This is a genomic window from Ahniella affigens (genome assembly GCF_003015185.1).
Lineage (GTDB): Bacteria > Pseudomonadota > Gammaproteobacteria > Xanthomonadales > Ahniellaceae > Ahniella > Ahniella affigens.
This window is the reverse complement of sequence record NZ_CP027860.1, coordinates 4,036,780-4,055,670: the sequence shown is the minus strand read 5'-3', so window position 1 is coordinate 4,055,670 and position 18,891 is coordinate 4,036,780. Positions and strand designations below refer to the sequence as shown.

Sequence of the window (18,891 nt, the reverse complement as noted above, 5' to 3'; positions counted from 1 at the left end):
TTCTTGGGTGGATTCGATGAGCACACGTGCATTGCGCTATCTGGCGCCGCTGTCTTGGCATTCGATGCAGACGGCAATGGTGTTGCCATGGCGATTGCCGCGATCTGCCCCACTCCCAGAAAGGTTGCTTGCACGGCACGTCGTTGCCGTTTGTTCCGTCACGTCCAGGAGATCAAACCATGATTGAGAGTAGGCAGCTGCAGATGTTGAAGCGCATTGCACCGGGCAGTGCGGCGGTATCGAATGACCTCGGTCTTCTGTCCGAATTTGCCGGCACCTGGGTAGGCACCGGGTTCAACCTGATCGCGCGCCCGGACAAGCAAAACGGGCACATCTTTTTCCTGATGCTGAACGGCATGATCGAGACCTTGGAGTTCACGCCGATTGGGGGTGCTGTGCCCAATCGTGGCTCGCTGCAGGACGACATCTTCATTCATGGCCTGAGCTACTTGCAGCGTGTCAGTGACCTTGACACGCATGCGGCGCTGCATATCGAGCCCGGCTTTTGGCTCCGGATTCCGAAGACGACCGCGCCGCCTCAGGACGAAACTTACGCGCGTCTGTCGACCATTCCGCATGGCGATTCATTGTTCGCGCAGAGCGTGCGCTGCGCGGATCATCCTGGTGGACCCACATTGTTGCCGGTCGACTCCATCCCGTTCACCATCACGGGCGATCCGCTGCCCAAATTGAACCAAGTGCCGAATCCGCCTTTGAAGGCGCCACTTGGCTACAAAGGCCCCTATGAGCGGCCGACATTGCCTAAAGGCGTGATCACGAGTGCCGATCCGGCCGATGTCGTGCGGAACCCGGTGATTCTGCTGCAGGAAGCGATCGCCAATCAGACAATCACCCGTACCGTTGTGATTGAAGTGACCACGGCCAGCCCGGGCGGTATTGTCAATATTCCCTTCGTGGTCAAGAACGCCGACACCATTCAGATGGATGCCATCTTCTGGATTGAAACGGTTGCGTTGCCCGATGGTACGAGCTTCCAGCAATTGCAGTACGTGCAGCGCGTGATGCTCGACTTCGATGGCATTCACTGGCCGCATATTTCGGTGGCGACGCTGGTTAAGCAATAACGGATTGGAATTGCGAACAACCAGGATGTGCGGCGGCATGGATGTGCCCGCCGCGAACTGAACACTGGGAACGAGCGGATGGCTTGGGGGCCATCCGCTTACGATCACTTGGAGGGCTTGTTCATGAATGTCAGTGCTGACCCGGCGATTTCCGCCACGACGATTGGAACCCACTGGAATATTCGACACCTGAGGCAACACCTGCAGTTTGCGATCCAGCTTGAATACTGGACGATTCCGTTTTACATGGCCGCCATGTACTCAGTGAAAGACCCGACCAGCAACGCGTTCAAATTGGTTCAGGCGGTGGTCAATCAGGAAATGTTGCACGTACAACTGGCGTGCAATGTGGCCAACGCATTCGGTACGACGATCGATCTCGAACAGGCGTTCATTGTCCCCGAGTACCAGGGCCAAAACGTTCCGCATCTGCAATTTACGGACGGCGAGGTTGACGACGATCCGCTTGATCCCAGACAGAACTATCGGCCCTACAGCGCCGAAATTGGTCCGCTCGATGAGCTTCGGATCAATGCCATGTGTTTGATCGAGTACCCTGAAGACGATGTGGCCGAACCGCCGAAGCTCAATCAGCGCGTCAGCGAATACAGCACGATCGGCGAGTTCTATCGGGCCGTGCAATTCGGCGCTACGCAGCATGTCGAAGCGATACGCCCAAACGTCAATCAGGTCGACATTTTCAAGAACTACTATCGTGGATTCCCAGATCAAACGGTCAGCAGTGCGGGCGTGACCGGCCTGCAGCAAGTGATCGATCTGATCTCGGCGATTACCGATCAGGGTGAGGGCGTGCGGCGCACGAACACGGTGCCGAATCGATTCCGTAACACCGCCGATGGCTTCAACGAACCCATGGATCACTTTGCGCGGTTCAACCTGATCAAGGACATCAAACGCCGGGAAGCGTGCTACGAAGGCGTCGCGAATCCGCCCCCGGGCTCAGCGGGGGCTGCGGCTCAGGCCATTCTGGTCCGCAATTTCAATCGCTTCCGCGGCGACATGGTCAGCCTGTTCAACGGTGGCAGCCCGGCCAACTTCGGGCCGAACATGGTCACCCTGGGCGGCAACATTCTGGATTGCTGGCGCCAAGGCGCCATCCCGCGTTTTTCTTGAGCCTCGGAGGACTTCGTCATGTCTCATCAAGCCTACTCATTCCGAGTGCATCCGGCGATCGGCTTCTCGCGCGTCGGCAATAGTCCGGACTATTATCTGGCGCCAGAAACCGCCGCTGGGATGCCAATTGCGGGCAAGCGCTACAACGGTGGTATCCCAATCAATGCCAAGACCAATGAGCCGATCAAGAGCTCGGAGCTGCGCGACGCCGACGGTCGGTTGGTTCGCCATGCGCAGCGGTTTCGGATTTATGCCTATGCGCCGTCACAGGCGGGAACGTATCCCGCGCCCGAATCTTTCGAAATCACAATTGGTTCGAAAGTCGCAGGTCGCACGGTGGTCGACATCATTTGGCAGGTGCATCTTGCCAACAAAAAAGCCAATCAATTTGTGCTGGAGAATCCCGATGTAGGTGATCGCGATTTGCTGATTCAGGGCTATGAGCAAGGCAACTTGCCACCGCTTCGCAACCTCGATCAAGGCATTGATGGCAATGACGTGTTGCGCCTTCGGAAGCTGGTCATCGATCCCGGTCCGCGCGCCTTGAAGGCGAGCGAAAAGTCCGTTCGCCAGTTCAATGTCAGCGACAAAGCGAGCTACTACGACCCGATCCAGAACCAGATCGTTGAGATCAAGCACTATCCAAAGTCGTTCCCGCGCGACAGCTTCTCGCTCTACAACCCATGGGGTGAGATCGATACACTGGGCGAGATGCTGACGGACGACGCCGGCCGGTTGATCGTGCCGGGTGGGTATGGGCGCGCGTCGGCCATTCAAACCCCGACGCCAGGTGGCGGCCTCGAACCCGCGCCGCTTGAGGATGCGGTCGATAACGATGGCTGGTTTGATGATTGTTCGGATGGCCCGGTAGACGCGACTCTCGTGTTTGATGATGGGAGCTGCGTGGCCGTGCACGGTGCCTGGCTGAATGTCACCGATCCGTCGTTTGCGCCGCAAACGCAAAACGCCGTGTCGCTGTGGGACGACATCTACGACACGTGGGTGCGCAAGTTGAATCTGGAGCCCGATCTCTACGAAAACGGTGTGTACAACCGCGACTACCGGGCGTGGTTCCCGGATCAGGTGCTGCCGTTCTTCGTTGCTGCGGCGACGCAGCGCTGGAACACCAATTTGCCGAAATTCGCGATTCGCGCGCATGAGGCGGTGGGGCAAATCCAAGCGACCGACAACCCGAAAGAAACGATCATGTCGGGGCTCGCATTTGTGCGCGATCCGAATCTGCCGCAGAGCAACTACCAAGGCGCGCCGTTCATGCCTTTGTCCCTGGGCGACAACGGCCGGGCGTTCCTGTCACCCAGGCACACGCAGTACTTCCTGCTCGAACAATGGGAGCGCGGTTGTTTTCATGGCGACGCGCGGCCGATGGGGGCTGGTGATCAATTGGACCGCGACACCTTGATCAACTGTCTGGGTGGCCGCTTCAGTCCTGGTATCGACATGACGTTCATCATTCGCCAGCCAGGCTTGTATGAAGTGGACTGGCGGGCGCGCGGAAGCGGTCCGTTTCGGATTCACAAAGCGGCATTGGACTACGCGAAGGCGAGCGACAAACAACCATTCCTTGGCGAGGGTTGGGTGCCATTGCACCGGGAGTCGGACGGCCTGGAGCCAGGCGATGCCTCGAAGTTCATGTCCGTGCCGTGGCATACCGACTACAACTCCTGCGGAACGCACCAGACTGCCCCGAACCCAGCGGACAACACGCAGCCCGCGCAGACCACGCTGTATTGGTCTTGGCCCGCACAGCGGCCGTTCGCGGTGTACACCGCCGACGACGCGCGCCACGGCGATCTCAACACGCAGCGGCTGTCGATCCGCGGTTTTGGAACGGCGTCTGGTGATCCGTCCAACCAAGGTCGCTTTCAGCAATACATCGACTTCATGCGGCACTGGCCGGAGGTCGGTACGATTCTGCAAGCGACGCAGATCGATACGGTCAGCGGGTCGTTTCAGGATGACTGGTATCTGGAAGTGCAAAGCCAGTTTGACGATAGCAATTCTGAGGTGCAGCCTTGGCCGATCAACGGTCTGACGCCATCGCCGAACTGACCGGATGAGGGGGTTATGGTCTATCGATTCTTGGCTGGCTGAAGGTCGGGCTATTGTGTCGCAAGTCGCCCTCTCGACGACCCGCTCCCATTCGCGTGGGAGCGGGGGCATAAACAAGCGCCCTGACCAATCATGAGTGCCGCATGACGCCCACCGATCGCCCACTGCCTCTGCACGTGCGGGTAGTCATCATTGGTGGTGGCCCGGCGGGCTGCGCCACGGCGCTGCGCTTGCACCAGCTGGGCGTGTCCGATGTATTGGTGATCGAGGCAGGCCAATATCAACGCGAGCGAGTGGGCGAGAGTGTGCCGCCAGATTTCCGGCGCGTGCTGGCGACACTCGGGTTGCTCGAATCGTTCCCGTCCGAGGCCCATGCAACATGCCTCGGCAGTCGCTCAGCATGGGGCACCGAGACGCTCGGCTACAACGACTTCATCGTTGATCCGCATGGCCCGGGTTGGCATCTGGACCGCAGTGAGTTCGAACGGTGGTTAGCAGATTCGGTTCGGGCACGCGGGATGCTGCTCAGTTCGAATACACGCTTTCGCGACGTGGCGCCGAACCGTGGTTCGGGTCGGATCCTGAGTCTCGAACGCGATGGTCAAGCCATCTTGGTCAAGGCCGATTTTGTGGTCGACGCTGGTGGCGTTCAAGCCCTGCTGGCGAGCCGTCTTGGCGCGCGCCGACAGTGCGATGATCAGATGCTGGTCGCAGCCGCATTCTTGGACGTCGATGCGGATGCGGTCGCGCTGGATTCGCTGACCTTGCTCGAAGCGGAAGCCGACGGCTGGTGGTATGCGGCGCGCCTGCCTAGCGGTCGGGCGATCGTGGCTTTTAGTAGTGACGCGGATGTCATCCGGTCGCGGCGAATGGATCAAGTCAGCGGCTGGCTGACCAAAGCGGCGGCCACGCGCCATATTGCCGAACTGACGCGCGCGGCGCGTTGGCGTCACGAGCGACCCATTCGGTTGCTGGCCGCCAGCAGTGTGCTGGAGCCGTGTGTCGGGGCGGACTGGTTGGCGGTGGGCGACGCAGCGTCAAGTTTCGATCCGATTTCAGCGCAAGGGCTCCACAAGGCATTTGTGCAGGGTGTGGCCGCAGCGGACGCCATCAACACAGCGCTTCAGGGCGACGCAAGTGCCTTGTTGCAGTATGGTCTGATGGTGCGCACGCGCTATGCTCAATACTGGCAGCAGCGGCGCTATTTCTATGCACTGGAGCAGCGTTGGCCGGAGTCGCCATTCTGGCAACGACGGCAAGCGGCGTAACCACCTCACGGCTCTCGGTCGTGAAGGGTCGAAAGCGTTGGGCGACGGCCCAAGTTCTGACTGGAGTCCTGCAACATGTCTGATGTGTCCGACGCCCGCTATGTGGTGGTGTTCCGTGCAACCGTTGCAGCGTTCGACGACGAATACAGCCGCACGGCGGCCGCGCTTCGCGAACGCGCGTTGCGAGACTTCGGCTGTCTGGCCTTTCATGCGTTGACAGAAGGTGATCAGGAGATTGCGCTGTCGTATTGGCCGTCACTCGAGGCGATTCGAACCTGGCAACAGGATGCAACGCATCTGCAAGCACAGGAACTCGGACGAACCCGCTGGTATTCGGGGTATCACGTGGAAGTCGTCGAAATTCTGCGCGCGTATCAGCACCCGCGTTGACGGCGTCCGTCGTACGCCGGGTAGGCCGTCAATCCACCACGCCGACCCGCGCAAACAAGTCCCATTGCACGTCGCGGGGGCCATTGCCCCACATGGCTCGGAGTGCTGGCGCGCGCGTCGCAAGCGGGTCGGTGCCAGTTCGTTTCCGATAGCGCTGCATGGCTGACCACGATTCCAGGTAGCCGAGAAACTGATCGACCGTCCACGACAGCGTCAATGAATGTGCGGGCACCGAGATTGGTCGAAACGGAAACGGCAAATCGAGCAACGCGGCATCCACATGCCGACGTTCCGGTGGCCAGTCCGCGCCGAGCACGGGCTCGTAGAGCTCGGCGACCCAGGCGTCGATGTCGGGTGCAATCTGCGTGTGCCGGTAGCCGTAAGCCGCAATGACGCCCCCCGGCTTGGCAACCCGGCGGACTTCGCGGGCAAAGCGGTCATGATCGAACCAGTGATAGGCCTGCGCCACGCTGATGAAGTCGACGCTGCGATCGGCGAGGCTGGATTGTTCGGCGGGTTCAACACGATAGTCGATGTTTGGCATCGCTTCGGCGTTGGCAATCTGGGTGCTGGACGGATCCGTCGCAATGACGGTTCTGAACCAGCCGGCGAGCAAGACACTGGCCTGGCCGTTGCCGCAACCGACATCCCAGCAGCAGTCCCGACCGGGCGCCGATTGACACAGGGCCATCAGAAACGCCGACGGGTAGATTGGGCGGGCCTGGCGATACGTGTCGGCATGGCCAGAGAAGTGGTCTTTGAACGGCGTTTGGCTCATCGCTTAGGTCGCTTGGGAAAACGTGGTCGGAGTGGTTTCTGCCTGGGTACGTGCATCCGCGCCGGTGCCGGCTGGCCATCGAGAATACGAAGATGTCCCGGCAGGAGGCCATCGAGCCGATACGGGCCAATCGCAGTGCGAATCAGGCGCAAAGTCGGCAAGCCGACCGCTGCCGTCATGCGGCGCACCTGGCGATTGCGGCCTTCGCGGAGAACGATTTCGAGCCAACAAGTGGGAATCGCCGCGCGCACCCGGATCGGCGGATCGCGCGGCCAAAGCCACTCGGCGTCGGCATCCGCAAGGCACCGCACTGAGGCGGGCAAGGTTGGGCCATCATTGAGCACAACACCGTGCCTCAGTGCATCGAGTTCGGCGTCGGTGGCGAGATGCTCGACTTGCACCCAATAGGTCTTGGGCCACTTTTCGCGGGGGTCACTGATTTGATGGATCAAGGGGCCATCGTCGGACAGCAACAGCAGGCCTTCGCTATCCAGATCCAGTCGACCGGCTGGGTAGATATTCGCGAAGTCATCGTCGCGTCGGGTGGTTGTGGTGCCAGCGTCAATCCACGCGTTGGTGCGCGCCTTCTGGATGACGTCAGCCAACGTCGGCCGGCCGTCATTGCCCGAGAACTGGCAGAGCACGCCATAGGGTTTGTTCAGAGCCACCAGCATGCACGCTAGTGTAGTGGATCCATGTCGGTCCGAAGGCGGCCAAAGCGTGGTCGATTCAGCCGGCCATCAGCCACTTTGAATCGGAGTTCGGAAACTGAATTTCGACTGCGCCACTGATTTCGTCGGAACCCCATTTCGTGCCATCCTCGTTGCAGGGCAGGCTGTAGTAAAAACGCTAGCCGGTGCGACCTGATGGGCGCGCCGCACTCAAGACTGTTGGGAGACCCACATGCTGCGATACTGGTTGACGTGCTTGTTGTGCATCTTGTCCTGGCCTTTGGCCGCGGCCCCGCCGACTGAGGCCGAATTGCCCGCCGTGCTGCGCGATTGGCAGGCCTGGGTGCGTTACGACAAGACGTATCGGCAATGCCCGGCCAAATTTGATGCCGAATACACTGACGCCGACGACTTCTGGTGCGGCTGGCCCTCCCGATTGACGATCGATGTGGGCACCGACAGCGCGAGCTTCAGTCAGACTTGGGAGCTTTACGATCGCAGTTTTGTGCCGTTGCCCGGCAATTCGAAACTGGCTCCGGTCGATGTCAACGTCGATGGCAATTCCGCACCGGTGGTGTTCGAAGACGACCAACCTGGGCTGTGGCTGGACGCGGGCAGTTACGCGATCACCGGTCGGCTGCGTTTTGCCGAGCGCCCGGAATCGATCGCGGTACCGGAATCGGTGGCGCGCGTGGCGCTGACGGTCGATGGTCGTGCAGTGTTTCCGTTGAATCGCGCGGATGGTGTGCTCTGGCTCGGTCGGGCCGAAGGCACGTCGGTGGAGGCCGATGCGCTGAGCGTGCAAGTGTTCCGCCTGGTCACGGACGGGATTCCCGCCACGCTCGAAACGCGTCTGCAATTCGAAATCAGCGGCAAGGGTCGCGAGGAAATTCTGCCGTCCCCGTTGCCCGAAAGCTTTGAGCCCATCTGGATTCGTGGCGATCTGTCGGCGCGCCTGGAGGCCGATGGCAGCATGCATGTGCAAGTCCGGCCGGGCACGTTTACGGTCACGCTCGGTGCGCGTTCCATCACCCCGTTGGCCGAGATCAAGCAGACCGTTCGCTCGACGCCCTGGCCGCCGCAGGAAGTGTGGTCGTATCAGGCCAATGGCGCGCTCCGCGTGACGGAAGCGGGCGGCCCGCCGCAGATCGATCCAAACATCGCGGAAGTGCCGTCGGAATGGCGGCAGTTTCCGGCATACATGCTCGAAGGCGATACGGCGCTCGCCATTACCGAGAACTCCCGCGGCTTAGCGACCGGCGATGCGAATCGTCTCAGTCTGGCGCGCTCGCTGTGGCTCGATTTTGATGGCGGCGGGTGGACGATCAAGGATCAAATTCGCGGCGAACTGAAAAAGGATTGGCGCTTGAACGTCCGTGAGCCGATTCAGATCGGGCGTGCGGTTGAGAATGGCGAACCCTCGCTCATCACGCGTTCGGTCGGCGACAAGGCGCTGGGGGTGGAAGTGCGGCATCGCAGCCTGTCGCTCGATACCACCGCGCGCGAGGAGTCCGGGGCCCGCAGTCTGCCGGTCACCGGCTGGACGCAGGCGTTCGACTCGGTTGACACGTACTTGCAGTTGCCCCCGGGATACAAACTCTGGGCAGCGCTCGGGATGGACCGTGCACCCGATGCGTGGCTCGACAAGTGGGACTTGCTCGACGTGTTCTTTGCTGTACTGACGGTCGTCCTGTTCTCGGTGCTGTTCGGTCGGATCGCTGCCCTGGTGCCGCTGGTCTATGTCGCGTTTGCTTGGCACGAGTATGATGCGCCGCGCACGGCTCTGATCGTTGCGCTGGTGGCATTGGCCGTGGCGCGCGGGCTCAGTAATGCGGGCTGGTTTGCGGTGGCCTCGCGCTGGGTCGCGCGCATTGCCGTCGTGGTGTTGTTGTTCATCAGCGTGCCCTTTGCGATTGAGCAGATTCGCTATGGCCTCTATCCGCAACTGCTAAGCAGCAGTTACGGCGTCAACGATTTTGATGGTCGGATGAATATGTTGGGCGGCATGGCAGAGCAAGGGTATGCGGAAGCACCGCCACCCCCACCGCCCGCACCGATGCCGGCGTCAGCCGCGCCAGAGCCCGAAGCAGCTGAGGAGCAGAACGTGGTGCAGGATGCTGACTCAAGCATCTACTCTGAACTGAACAAGGTGCAATCGCTCAGTCGGCCGGCCAAGAAGATGAAGCGCTATGAGGCAAACGCGGTGGTCGTCCAGAACGGCTACGCTGAGCCGAGTTGGACCTTTCATGGCTACAACCTCCAGATCCAGGGTCCGGTCGATCCGAGCCAGAACATGCGGCTGATCATCTCGCCCCCCTGGCTCACTGCGGGTTTCCGATTCGTGATGGTTGCCGCGCTGGTGTGGGTGCTGCTCGCGATGCTCTTGAAGCACTTCAAGCAAACGCCGCCGTCGCGCAAACTCGGATTTGGTCTGGTTCTATTGATGGCGGGATCGGTGGCCCACGCGGATGAGCCGCCAGTGCCGAGCCAGGACGTGCTCAACCAGCTTGAAGCGCGTTTGTTGGCCGCACCGGAATGTGCGGACACTGGGTGCGCGCGCCTTGCGACAGTGGATGTGCGCGGCGATGCCGAACGGGTGAGTCTGGCGCTGACCTTGGAAGCGGCCAGTCGTGTCGCCGTGCCGCTGCCCGGTAACGAATCGCAGCTCAGCATTGACTCGGTCAGCATTGATGGCGTCGTCACCGAGCGCCTGGTGCGTGATGACGAAGGCCGGTACTGGACGGTGCTGAATCGCGGGGTGCACCGCGTACAAGTGGACGCGCGAATCGCCAATGTGGCGAGCGTCGAAATTGGGTTCCCGATGGCTCCGGCATGGATCGATGCTGAACTTGGCGGCTGGGAGGTCAGTGGCATTAATGAAGGCCAACTCACCACCGGTAGTTTGAATCTGACCCGCACGGTCGTTGGCGATGCGCCGGTTGCGGAAGCTGGGGTGGCGCAGCGGTTTGATCCGTTCGTGCGCGTCACGCGCCGTCTCGACTTCGATCTGGATTGGACGGTCTACACGTCGGTCGATCGCATCGCACCTCAGGAGGGCGCGTTTTCGGTGACGCTGCCGTTGCTGGCTGGCGAACGAGTGCTCGATGCCAATGTGCAGATCAAGGACGGGATCATCACGTTGCCGTTTGCCGATGGGCAGTTCACGGTGAGCTTTGAATCGCGGCTCGATGCCGTGCCGAGCCTCGAACTCGATGCACCGTCGTTGAACGAGCGTGCGGAGGTTTGGGTCATCAGCGCCAGCCCAACGTGGAATGTGCTGGTCGGTGGCATGCCGGGGGTGTACCCGGGCGATCCGGAGAGCCTGTTCGAGTACTACCCGCTGCCGGGTGAGCGCCTGAACGTGCAAGTGACGCGACCGGAAGCAGTGCCGGGCGGGACGATCGCCTTTGACAACGTGAGTGTGCAATCGCGCTTCGCGAAGCGCTCGGTTGAGCACGATCTCAACTTGCAGTGGCGCGCGACGCAGGGTGGTCAGCATGGCATCGTGCTGCCCGAGGGGGCGGAGGTCCTATCGGTCACGATCAATGGGTCGTTGTTGAATCTGCGCCCTGACAAGGGTGTGCTACGGGTGCCGATCACCCCGGGCAATGGCACGATTGCGGTGACCTGGCGACACTTGGATCAAGGCGCTGGATTGAGCATGCAGACTCCGGTCGTCGATCTGCGCGCGCCGGCTTCCAACCTCAGTCTCGGCATGAGTATTCCGGAAGACCGCTGGCTGATCGCCGCGCGCGGTCCGGCGCTCGGGCCTGCTGTGCTTTATTGGGGCGAATTGCTGGTGATGTTGCTGCTCGCCTATGCGTTGTCGCGGCTCGCACGGACGTCGATCAAATTGCACGAGTGGATCTTGCTCGGCGTGGGCTTTTCGACCGTGTCGTGGTTTGCGCTGTTTGTGTTTGCCGCATGGTTGTATGCGATTGACTGGCGCAAACGCCTCCAACCGGCGGGCTGGTTCTGGAAGTTCGATTTGATCCAGCTGGGTCTGTTGATGCTGACTTTATTTGCGGTGATTGCGTTGTTTGCGGCGTTGAATACGGGTCTGATTGGTCAGCCGGACTTGCATGTGATCAGCCGTGGGTACGGCGCCAACGATCTGAAGTGGTTTGCTGACTTGAGCGACACCTTGTTGCCGCAAGGTTACGCCTGGACACTGCCGATCTGGTTGTACCGAACCTTGATGCTGGCCTGGGCATTGTGGATGTCGTGGTCCCTGGTTCGCTGGGGCAAGGCAGCGATGGCGGCGTTCCTGCACGAAGGTGCGTGGCAGCCGATGTTCGCACCGAAGGCGCCCGCAGCAATCGCGGCGGCAACTCAGGCTCCGGCCGGAGCCGACGCTGGCTCGACCGCGCCGGATGGAATCGCCAACGCGGCGACCGAAACCAACGGTGAGCCAGCAGACCTGCCAGCGTCTGATCCGGATGCATCCGCGATGGGTGATGCCGAGCAAGCGCCGCCGGCGTTGCCCGAGACGAGCCAGGGCGAACTGCCGCTCGAATCGGAACCCGACTCGGGCGACACACCGAAGTCTTCGTGACGGCGTTGCAAGTAGCCGCGGTATTGCGCGGCGCGCGGCAAGACGCGTCTGGCCCGGAGGCCAGACGCGAGGCGGAGCTGCTGCTGCAGGCGGTTACGGGTATGTCCCGGGCTGGATTGATCAGTCACGGCGACCGACCGCTGACAGATGCCGAGCACGCGCAATTCTCCGCCCTGTGGCAGCGTCGACTGCAGGGCGAACCAATCGCGTACTTGTTGGGCTGGCGCGAGTTCTATGGTCTCAGGTTGGCGGTCAGTCCCGCGGTGTTGATTCCGCGGCCCGAGACCGAGTTGCTTGTCGACGCGGCGCTCTCGCGCCTGCCCGACACGCAGTCCCTCAACGTGCTCGACCTGGGCACGGGCAGTGGTGCCATCGCGCTGGCCATCGCGGCCAATCGGCCCGAGGCATCGGTTCACGCGGGCGATGTGTCGGCAGCGGCACTGGATGTTGCGCGACAGAATGCGAAGGCGCTTGGATTGGCGCAGGTCTGCTTTCACTTGAGCGACTGGTTTCAGGGCATCGAACCCGGTCTTCGTTTCGATCTGATCCTCAGCAATCCGCCCTATATCGCCGAGCACGATGCGCACCTGCAACAGGGCGACTTGCGCTTTGAGCCCCTGCAGGCGTTGACGCCCGGCGGCGATGGCTTGGCATCGTACCGGCACGTGATCAAAGCGGCGCCGGAATGGCTGAATGCTGGTGGCTGGCTGCTGTTTGAGCACGGTTATGACCAGGCCGATGCAATTCGCGCGCTGTTCGTCGATGCCGGCTACAGCGATGTGTCAACGCTTCAGGATATCGAAGGCCGCGACCGCGTAACGGTCGGCCAATGGCGAATTTAGTCGCGGGGTCAGCCCCTGTGGCTGCTCTTGATTCGCGAAACCCACGCACCAGACGAATGCGGCGCAATAGGCTCGTGTAGCTGGGGCAGACACAGGGGTCTGCCCCTACGGGATCGCGGCGAAATTGGCTCGTGTGGCTGAGGATTGCTACGCGCGTGGGTGCGGCATCACCGCCGACATCACGCCACCCCAACCGGAAAATGGATCGCAAACCGGATGCCTTGATTGGGCGCGGAGTCCACTTCGATCTCGCCGCGTAGTCGCTGGGTGATCAGGTTGTAGCAGATGTGCATGCCGAGTCCGGAGCCACCGCTGTTGCGCCGCGTCGTGAAAAACGGCTCGAAGATGCGGCGCTTGGTTTCGGTGTTGATGCCCACACCGTTGTCTTGATAGTGAATGTGGCACACGCCTTGTTCCAGGGTCGCGGCAATGTCGATCCGACCGCCGCGGCCATCCGGAAACCCGTGCGTCAGCGAGTTCATGATGAGATTCGACAACACCTGATAAATCGCCGCCGGATACGTTTTGAAAACCAGTCCCGATGGGCAATTCACACTGAGCTCCAGATCGCGACGTTTCAACGCCGGGCGCAGCGCCATCAGAATTTCCCCGATGTATTCCTCCAGATCGATGGCGCGCAGTTGGTCATCGGTTTGGTCAATGGCCACCTGCTTGAAACTCTTGATCAGCTGATCGGCACGCGCCAAGTTTCGCAGCACGAGTTCGGCGGCTTCGCCGGCCTGCTGAAATTCGCGTACAGCCTGCGTGTTGGTGCTGGCTGACACGCGTTTCAGCAAGCCGTCCATCACTGCCTTCAGATGTGACGCTGCTGTCACCGACACCCCAATTGGCGTGTTGATTTCGTGCGCGATGCCTGCGACCAGGCTGCCAAGTGCGGCCATCTTTTCGGTTTCCACCATACGCTTCTGCGCGGTGCGGAGATCATGCAGCGACTGCGTCAGTGCCTGATTGCTCACCGACAGTTCCTGCGTTCGCAAGCGGACGCGCTCCTCCAGCACTTCGTTCAGATCGCGAAGCTGTTGCTCGGCACGTTTGATCTCGGTGATATCGAGCAGCGTCCCCATCATCCGCTGCGCGCGACCTGCCTCGTTACGCTCCACCACGCGGGCGCGGCCGACCACCCAGCGCCACTGTCCATCGCGATTTTTCAGTCGGAACACGGCCTCGAACGCGTCCGACTGGGCCGTCAAACCGGCCCGAATCTGCTGCACCAGCGCCTCCTGGTCATCGAAGTGCACCTGTGCCAGCAAATTGGCGAAATCGAGACGACCGCCGGCATTTTCCAGATCGAACTGCGTGAGCTGGAACTCTCGTTCCACCTGGCGGTGTTCCAGATCGATGTCCCATAGTTCGGCCTCACTGCCCCAGAGCGCGAGCCGCATGCGGGTTTCCTGCTCGTGATGCGCCGTGACATCGCGGGTCGTACCGATGATCCGGGTAGGAATGCCTTCGGCCGTGGGGTCAAACGCCAGGCCGTGCGAACTGAGCCAACGATAGCTGCCGTCTTTGGCGCGCGCCCGATACGTGGCAAGAAAGGTGCCCTGCGGCGCCGCGACGGCGCGCTGAAACGCTTGGATCAACACCGTCCGGTCGTCGGGGTGCAGAAAGTTTCGGAGGGCTTCGCGGCCACCGGTTTCGACGATCGTCGCGAGATCAAGATCGGTCAGCACGTTATCGCGGCTGAGTCGGTCAGCGACCAAGTCCACTTCCCAGAGTTCTTCGCCCGCGCTTCGGAGGGCGAGACTCAGTCGTGCACTATCTTCCTGGATGCGCGTCACATCGCGCGATGCGCCGGCGATCAACAATTCGCCATTGTCGGCGTGGAACGCTTGCCCGCGCACCAGAATCCAGAGCCACCGGCCTTCGGTATTGCGGGAGCGATACAGCACCTCGATGGTCTGGCCCAGATGGCTGACTGCATGCGCGATGCCTTCCCGAATCTTGTGGGCGTCGTCCGGATGCGCGGTGCCTTGCAATTCGTCCAGACTGATCGCATCACCGTCTTTGGCGCCGGCGACGGGCAGGGAGTTCAGCAGCCGGGTGAAGATGCCGCGGGTGACATTGATCTCCCAGAGTTCCTCACCGCCCACCTGCAGCGCACGCTGGACGCGCGGGTCCTGGCTGCTGAAGTGCTGGCGCTGCTCGTTCGCGTCCGGTCCCATGTTCAACTCTCAATGCTGGCCTTGATCGTCCTGGCTGCAGCGGGCGAGCTGGCAGCATCCCGATCGCAGTCTGTTGCCGATCTTGCGCGCCCGGAGCGGGCAAGTCCAGTGTGCGGCGAATGGCTCGTGCGTTGCCCGGAACCAGGACACGGCCGCTCAGTCGTCGCTGATTGGATCGATTTCCAGCGACCAGCGTACCCGATGCTGGCTGGCCAGTTCGGGCAGACTGGTCTGCCAACGGCGAATCGTGTCGGCCCGCAGGCGACGATCCGGGCTGTCGAGCCAGAGCTGAGCGCGATAGCGATTGGCCCGTTTGGCGTGTGGCGCGGGCATCGGCCCGCGTGTCTTGCCAGGCTCTGCGAGCTGCTGCTTCGCTGCGTCCAAAAAGTCGATCGCCCGCTGCTCGTCCGGGCTGTCGGCGCGCAGCAATGCCTGCGCGCTGAACGGCGGCAGATCCAGACTGCGTCGAAGCGCTAGTTCGGCCGCTGCAAAGGCCCGATAACCGCCACTGAGCAGGCTCTTGAAAAAGGCATGGCCGGGATAGCGCGTCTGGACCAACACCAGCCCCGGCCGTTGCGCGCGGCCGGCACGACCGGAGACTTGAATCAGAAGCTGCGCAGCGCGCTCGCCGGCACGGATGTCGGTCGAGAGCAGGCCTTGATCGGCATCGGTCACGATGACGACAGTCAGCAGCGGCAAGTCATGGCCCTTGGCCAGCATCTGCGTCCCGACCAGAATCATCCGCTCGCCGTGGCGTGCGCGCCGCATGGCGACTTCAAAGTCATGACTGCCGCGAATGCTGTCGCGGTCAAAGCGTTGAATCGCGATGTCGGGAAACAGTTCCTGCAAGCCCTCCTCGATGCGCTCGGTGCCATGCCCGAACGGCTGCAACGGGCTGTGATCGTTGGGGCATGCGGGCGGGGCCTTCTGCACCCGCTGGCAGTAATGACATATCAGGCGCGCATCGGTTTTGTGCCAAGTGAGTGGCCGCTCGCAGCGTTCGCAATTTGGCATATGGCCGCACAGCTCGCATTGCAGGCCGGGTGCATAGCCGCGCCGGTTGCGAAACACCATCGCCTGCTCGCCCCGATCGAGCGCCGCGCGAATGGCATCGATGGCCTCCCGGGCGAGGCCATGCTGGGGCCTTTGCACATTGAGATCGATCAGCCGCACGCTCGGCGGTTTCGCGTGCTGCGCGCGCTTCGGCAGGCTGAGGCGGTCGTAGCGGCCCTGGTCGAGATTGTGCAGCGTCTCGAACGACGGGGTAGCGGAACCAAGCACGGTCGGAATACCGAGTCGGTGCGCCCGCATCAGGGCCACATCGCGGGCATGGTAGCGAAAGCCTTCCTGCTGCTTGTACGAGGCGTCGTGTTCTTCGTCGACCACGATTAGGCCTAAATCTGCAAAGGGCGCGAAGACTGCGGAGCGTGTGCCGACCAGAACCAATGACTCGGCTTGTCGGCAACGCTCAAACACCTGCGCGCGCTCGCGATCCGACAACCCGGAATGAACGCGGAGCACCGGGAACCCGAGCCGCTCGCGAAAGCGCTCGCTCAATTGTGGGGTGAGTCCGATCTCCGGTACCAGCAACAGGGCCTGTCGCCCGGCCCGCAACACCGCATCGATTGCGCGCAGGTAGACCTCGGTCTTGCCACTGCCAGTCACGCCTTCGAGCACGAGGCACGCATAGTGATCGCGTGCGGCGAGGATGGCGTCGAGCGCGGCCTGCTGCGCCGGGTTGGGCTCCGGGCCCTGTACCAACGCCTGCCTGGGTGCGTGGCTCAAATCGATGACCTCAATCAGACCGAGGTCCAGCAGGCGTTTTCGACTGCGCGCATCGGCATCCGTGCGCGTGCTCAATTCACGCCAGGACTGCGGGCCCTCAGCCAGCAAGTCGTAGACCTGATACGCCTGACTCTCCGGTTTCAGCTTCTTCAGCGCGATGGTATCGGCAACGCGCCGATAGACCTGCTCCATGGCGGCCTGGCGATCCGGCCCGTCGCCGGCCATGGGCGGCAGGGCGGTAGCCAGCACTTCGCCCAAGGGATGCTGGTAGTAGTTCGCAGCTTGCAGCAGCGTCGCAAACAGCGCGTCGCCGTAGATCGACTGGGCATCGAGCACGTCCGTGATGGGTCGCCATTCGCGTCGGCCCGAGCGCGTTTCGGCGCGCGTGATCTCGACGACGACGCCTAGCTTTTCGATGCCCCGAAACGGCACGCGCACGCGCATGCCTGGGCGCAGCGTCGCCGCACTGCGACCGCGCGGCGGCAGATAGTCGAACAGTTCATGTAACGGCAAGTCGAGTGCGACGCGGACGAGATCCATGTGCCAGGCCCTTATCCATCAATCAAGGCGCGTCGGCCCAGCGTTGGATCAGTTCGCGTTCGGCCTCGCTGATCTGCGTCAGATTGCCGAGCGGCATGATGCGCGCGACGACTACTTGTTGCCGAATCAAGGCCCGCTGCGCCTGCCATTGCTCGGGCGTGTCCAGGACCATGCCTTTCGGCGCGACCGGCATGATCGTCGGTGCGCTGCTGTGGCAATTCCGGCAATGCTTCTGAAATACGGGCTCCAATTCCGCCAAAGTCGGCGGGCTGTTTGTCGCCGCGATCGCCGCCGTGCCGGGTTCAGAGGACGCGGTATTGGGTGCCGCAGGTGCTGGCACCACCGGTCGCGGTGCCAGATACCACACTACCGCAAGCATCAGGGCAAACCCGCTTGCGAGCAGTGGCCAGGTGCGCTGGCCACTGTGCCACCGTACAAAGAACTCGCGGATCATGGCCGCGCCGAGCACAATCACGAACAGCAACCAACCCCGGTGCGCATCAGCATACGCCGGACCCCAGTGGCTGGATAGCATCGTAAACACCACCGGCAACGTAAAGTAGGTGTTGTGCACCGAGCGTTGCTTGCCGCGCAGGCCGTCCTCCGGATTGATGGCGCCGCCTTGAGCCAGGGCCTGCACCAGCCGCTTCTGGCCGGGAATGATCACGAAGAACACATTCGCGGACATGCACGTGGCCAGCGCGGCGCCCGTCAGCAGGAAGGCCGCACGCCCGGAGAACACGTGCGTGCTGGCGAGACAGAGCCCGAGCACGAATAGGAGCACCGCAACGCTCAACGCTTGTTCGTTGTGGGCGAACACCTTGCACGCCAGGTCATAGATCAGCCAACTGCCCAGCAGCAGCAACAGCGCAGCGAGCACCGCCTCGGAATTGCTGAGCGCCAGTACCTTCGGGTCAACGAGATACAGGTTCGGTGCCGTCAGATAAACGAGGCACAGCAGCGCGAAGCCGCTCATCCAGGTGGTGTACGACTTCCACTTGGACCAATGCAGATCGTCTGGCAATTCGGCCGGCGCCGGCATGAACTTCTGCTTCAAGTAGAAGCCGCCGCCATGCACCGACCAGGATTCGCCGAATAGACCTGGCGCCTTGCTCTTGGGCTTGGCGAGGCCGCGATCCAGTGCGACAAAGTAGAACGATTCGCCGATCCAGGCGATTGCGGCCACCACATGCAGCCAACGCAGCGCGAACGCGAGCGCCTCAGTCCAGTACCCCATCAGCTGCCCCGGTACGTGCTGAACGAGAACGGCGAGACGAGCAACGGAACATGATAGTGCTGCGTCGGCTGCGCAATGCCAAAGCGGATCGGCACGACATCCAGAAACCGTGGCTCGGGCAATGTCACGCCCAGGCCAGCAAAGTAATCGCCGATCGCAAACTCCAGTTCGTACTGGCCCACCGCAATGGCATTCGCGTCGAGCAAAGGCTGGTCGCAGCGACCATCCTGATTGCTGGTGCGCTCGGTCAGCAATTGGCGCGTGTCTGCTTGCAGCTGAAACAACCGAATGCGCACGCCCGCAGCCGGGCGGCCGTGCGCCGTATCGAGAATGTGCGTGGTCAAGCCGGCCAT

General features: G+C 61.9%; 13 protein-coding genes. 7 read left to right on the top strand and 6 right to left on the bottom strand.

Annotated features, from left to right (window positions below; all coding sequences use genetic code 11):
• The first annotated feature begins 179 nt into the window (after positions 1-179).
• The 5 genes from C7S18_RS15605 to C7S18_RS15585 all read left to right on the top strand — a co-directional run bounded on the left by C7S18_RS15605 (position 180) and on the right by C7S18_RS15585 (position 5,947).
• Positions 180-1,085 carry a heme-binding protein gene (locus C7S18_RS15605; protein WP_146151948.1) on the top strand — a complete coding sequence of 302 codons (906 nt, stop codon included), beginning with the start codon at positions 180-182 and terminating at the stop codon, positions 1,083-1,085.
• 123 nt (positions 1,086-1,208) lie between these two features.
• The gene (locus C7S18_RS15600) at positions 1,209-2,219 is read left to right on the top strand and encodes a ferritin-like domain-containing protein (protein WP_106894061.1); all 1,011 of its coding nucleotides are present in this window, start codon (positions 1,209-1,211) and stop codon (positions 2,217-2,219) included.
• A gap of 18 nt (positions 2,220-2,237) precedes the next feature.
• On the top strand, positions 2,238-4,289 hold the full coding sequence (locus C7S18_RS15595) for a LodA/GoxA family CTQ-dependent oxidase (RefSeq protein WP_106892440.1): 2,052 nt from the start codon (positions 2,238-2,240) through the stop codon (positions 4,287-4,289).
• A 143-nt stretch (positions 4,290-4,432) separates the two neighbouring features.
• A complete protein-coding gene (locus tag C7S18_RS15590) occupies positions 4,433-5,557 on the top strand; it encodes a tryptophan 7-halogenase (protein WP_106892439.1) in 1,125 nt (374 codons plus the stop codon).
• Positions 5,558-5,632: 75 nt separating this feature from the next.
• Positions 5,633-5,947 carry an antibiotic biosynthesis monooxygenase family protein gene (locus tag C7S18_RS15585; RefSeq protein WP_106892438.1) on the top strand — a complete coding sequence of 105 codons (315 nt, stop codon included), beginning with the start codon at positions 5,633-5,635 and terminating at the stop codon, positions 5,945-5,947.
• 28 nt (positions 5,948-5,975) lie between these two features.
• Here the strand turns inward: C7S18_RS15585 and C7S18_RS15580 are convergent, their stop codons facing one another.
• On the bottom strand, positions 5,976-6,725 hold the full coding sequence (locus C7S18_RS15580) for a class I SAM-dependent methyltransferase (RefSeq protein ID WP_106892437.1): 750 nt from the start codon (positions 6,723-6,725) through the stop codon (positions 5,976-5,978).
• Positions 6,722-7,399, bottom strand: coding sequence for a pseudouridine synthase (locus C7S18_RS15575; RefSeq protein WP_106892436.1), 678 nt, complete (start codon positions 7,397-7,399; stop codon positions 6,722-6,724). The genes C7S18_RS15580 and C7S18_RS15575 overlap by 4 nt, the downstream gene beginning before the upstream one ends.
• Before the next feature lie 229 nt (positions 7,400-7,628).
• Between C7S18_RS15575 and C7S18_RS15570 the strand changes: the two genes are divergently transcribed.
• Positions 7,629-11,951, top strand: coding sequence for a hypothetical protein (locus C7S18_RS15570; protein ID WP_106892435.1), 4,323 nt, complete (start codon positions 7,629-7,631; stop codon positions 11,949-11,951).
• 5 nt (positions 11,952-11,956) lie between these two features.
• Positions 11,957-12,793 carry a peptide chain release factor N(5)-glutamine methyltransferase gene (gene prmC / locus C7S18_RS15565; protein WP_425481107.1) on the top strand — a complete coding sequence of 279 codons (837 nt, stop codon included), beginning with the start codon at positions 11,957-11,959 and terminating at the stop codon, positions 12,791-12,793.
• A 179-nt stretch (positions 12,794-12,972) separates the two neighbouring features.
• Here the strand turns inward: prmC and C7S18_RS15560 are convergent, their stop codons facing one another.
• The 4 genes from C7S18_RS15560 to uraH all read right to left on the bottom strand — a co-directional run bounded on the left by C7S18_RS15560 (position 12,973) and on the right by uraH (position 18,891).
• The gene (locus C7S18_RS15560; protein ID WP_106892433.1) at positions 12,973-14,976 is read right to left on the bottom strand and encodes a sensor histidine kinase; all 2,004 of its coding nucleotides are present in this window, start codon (positions 14,974-14,976) and stop codon (positions 12,973-12,975) included.
• Between the two features lie 156 nt (positions 14,977-15,132).
• Entirely contained in the window at positions 15,133-17,301 is a 2,169-nt protein-coding gene (locus C7S18_RS15555; RefSeq protein ID WP_106892432.1) for a primosomal protein N', read from the bottom strand.
• Positions 17,302-17,323: 22 nt separating this feature from the next.
• Complete coding sequence (locus C7S18_RS15550) at positions 17,324-18,538, bottom strand: urate hydroxylase PuuD (RefSeq protein WP_170113295.1); 1,215 nt, start codon at positions 18,536-18,538, stop codon at positions 17,324-17,326.
• A complete protein-coding gene (uraH, locus tag C7S18_RS15545; protein WP_106892430.1) occupies positions 18,538-18,891 on the bottom strand; it encodes a hydroxyisourate hydrolase in 354 nt (117 codons plus the stop codon). The genes C7S18_RS15550 and uraH overlap by 1 nt, the downstream gene beginning before the upstream one ends.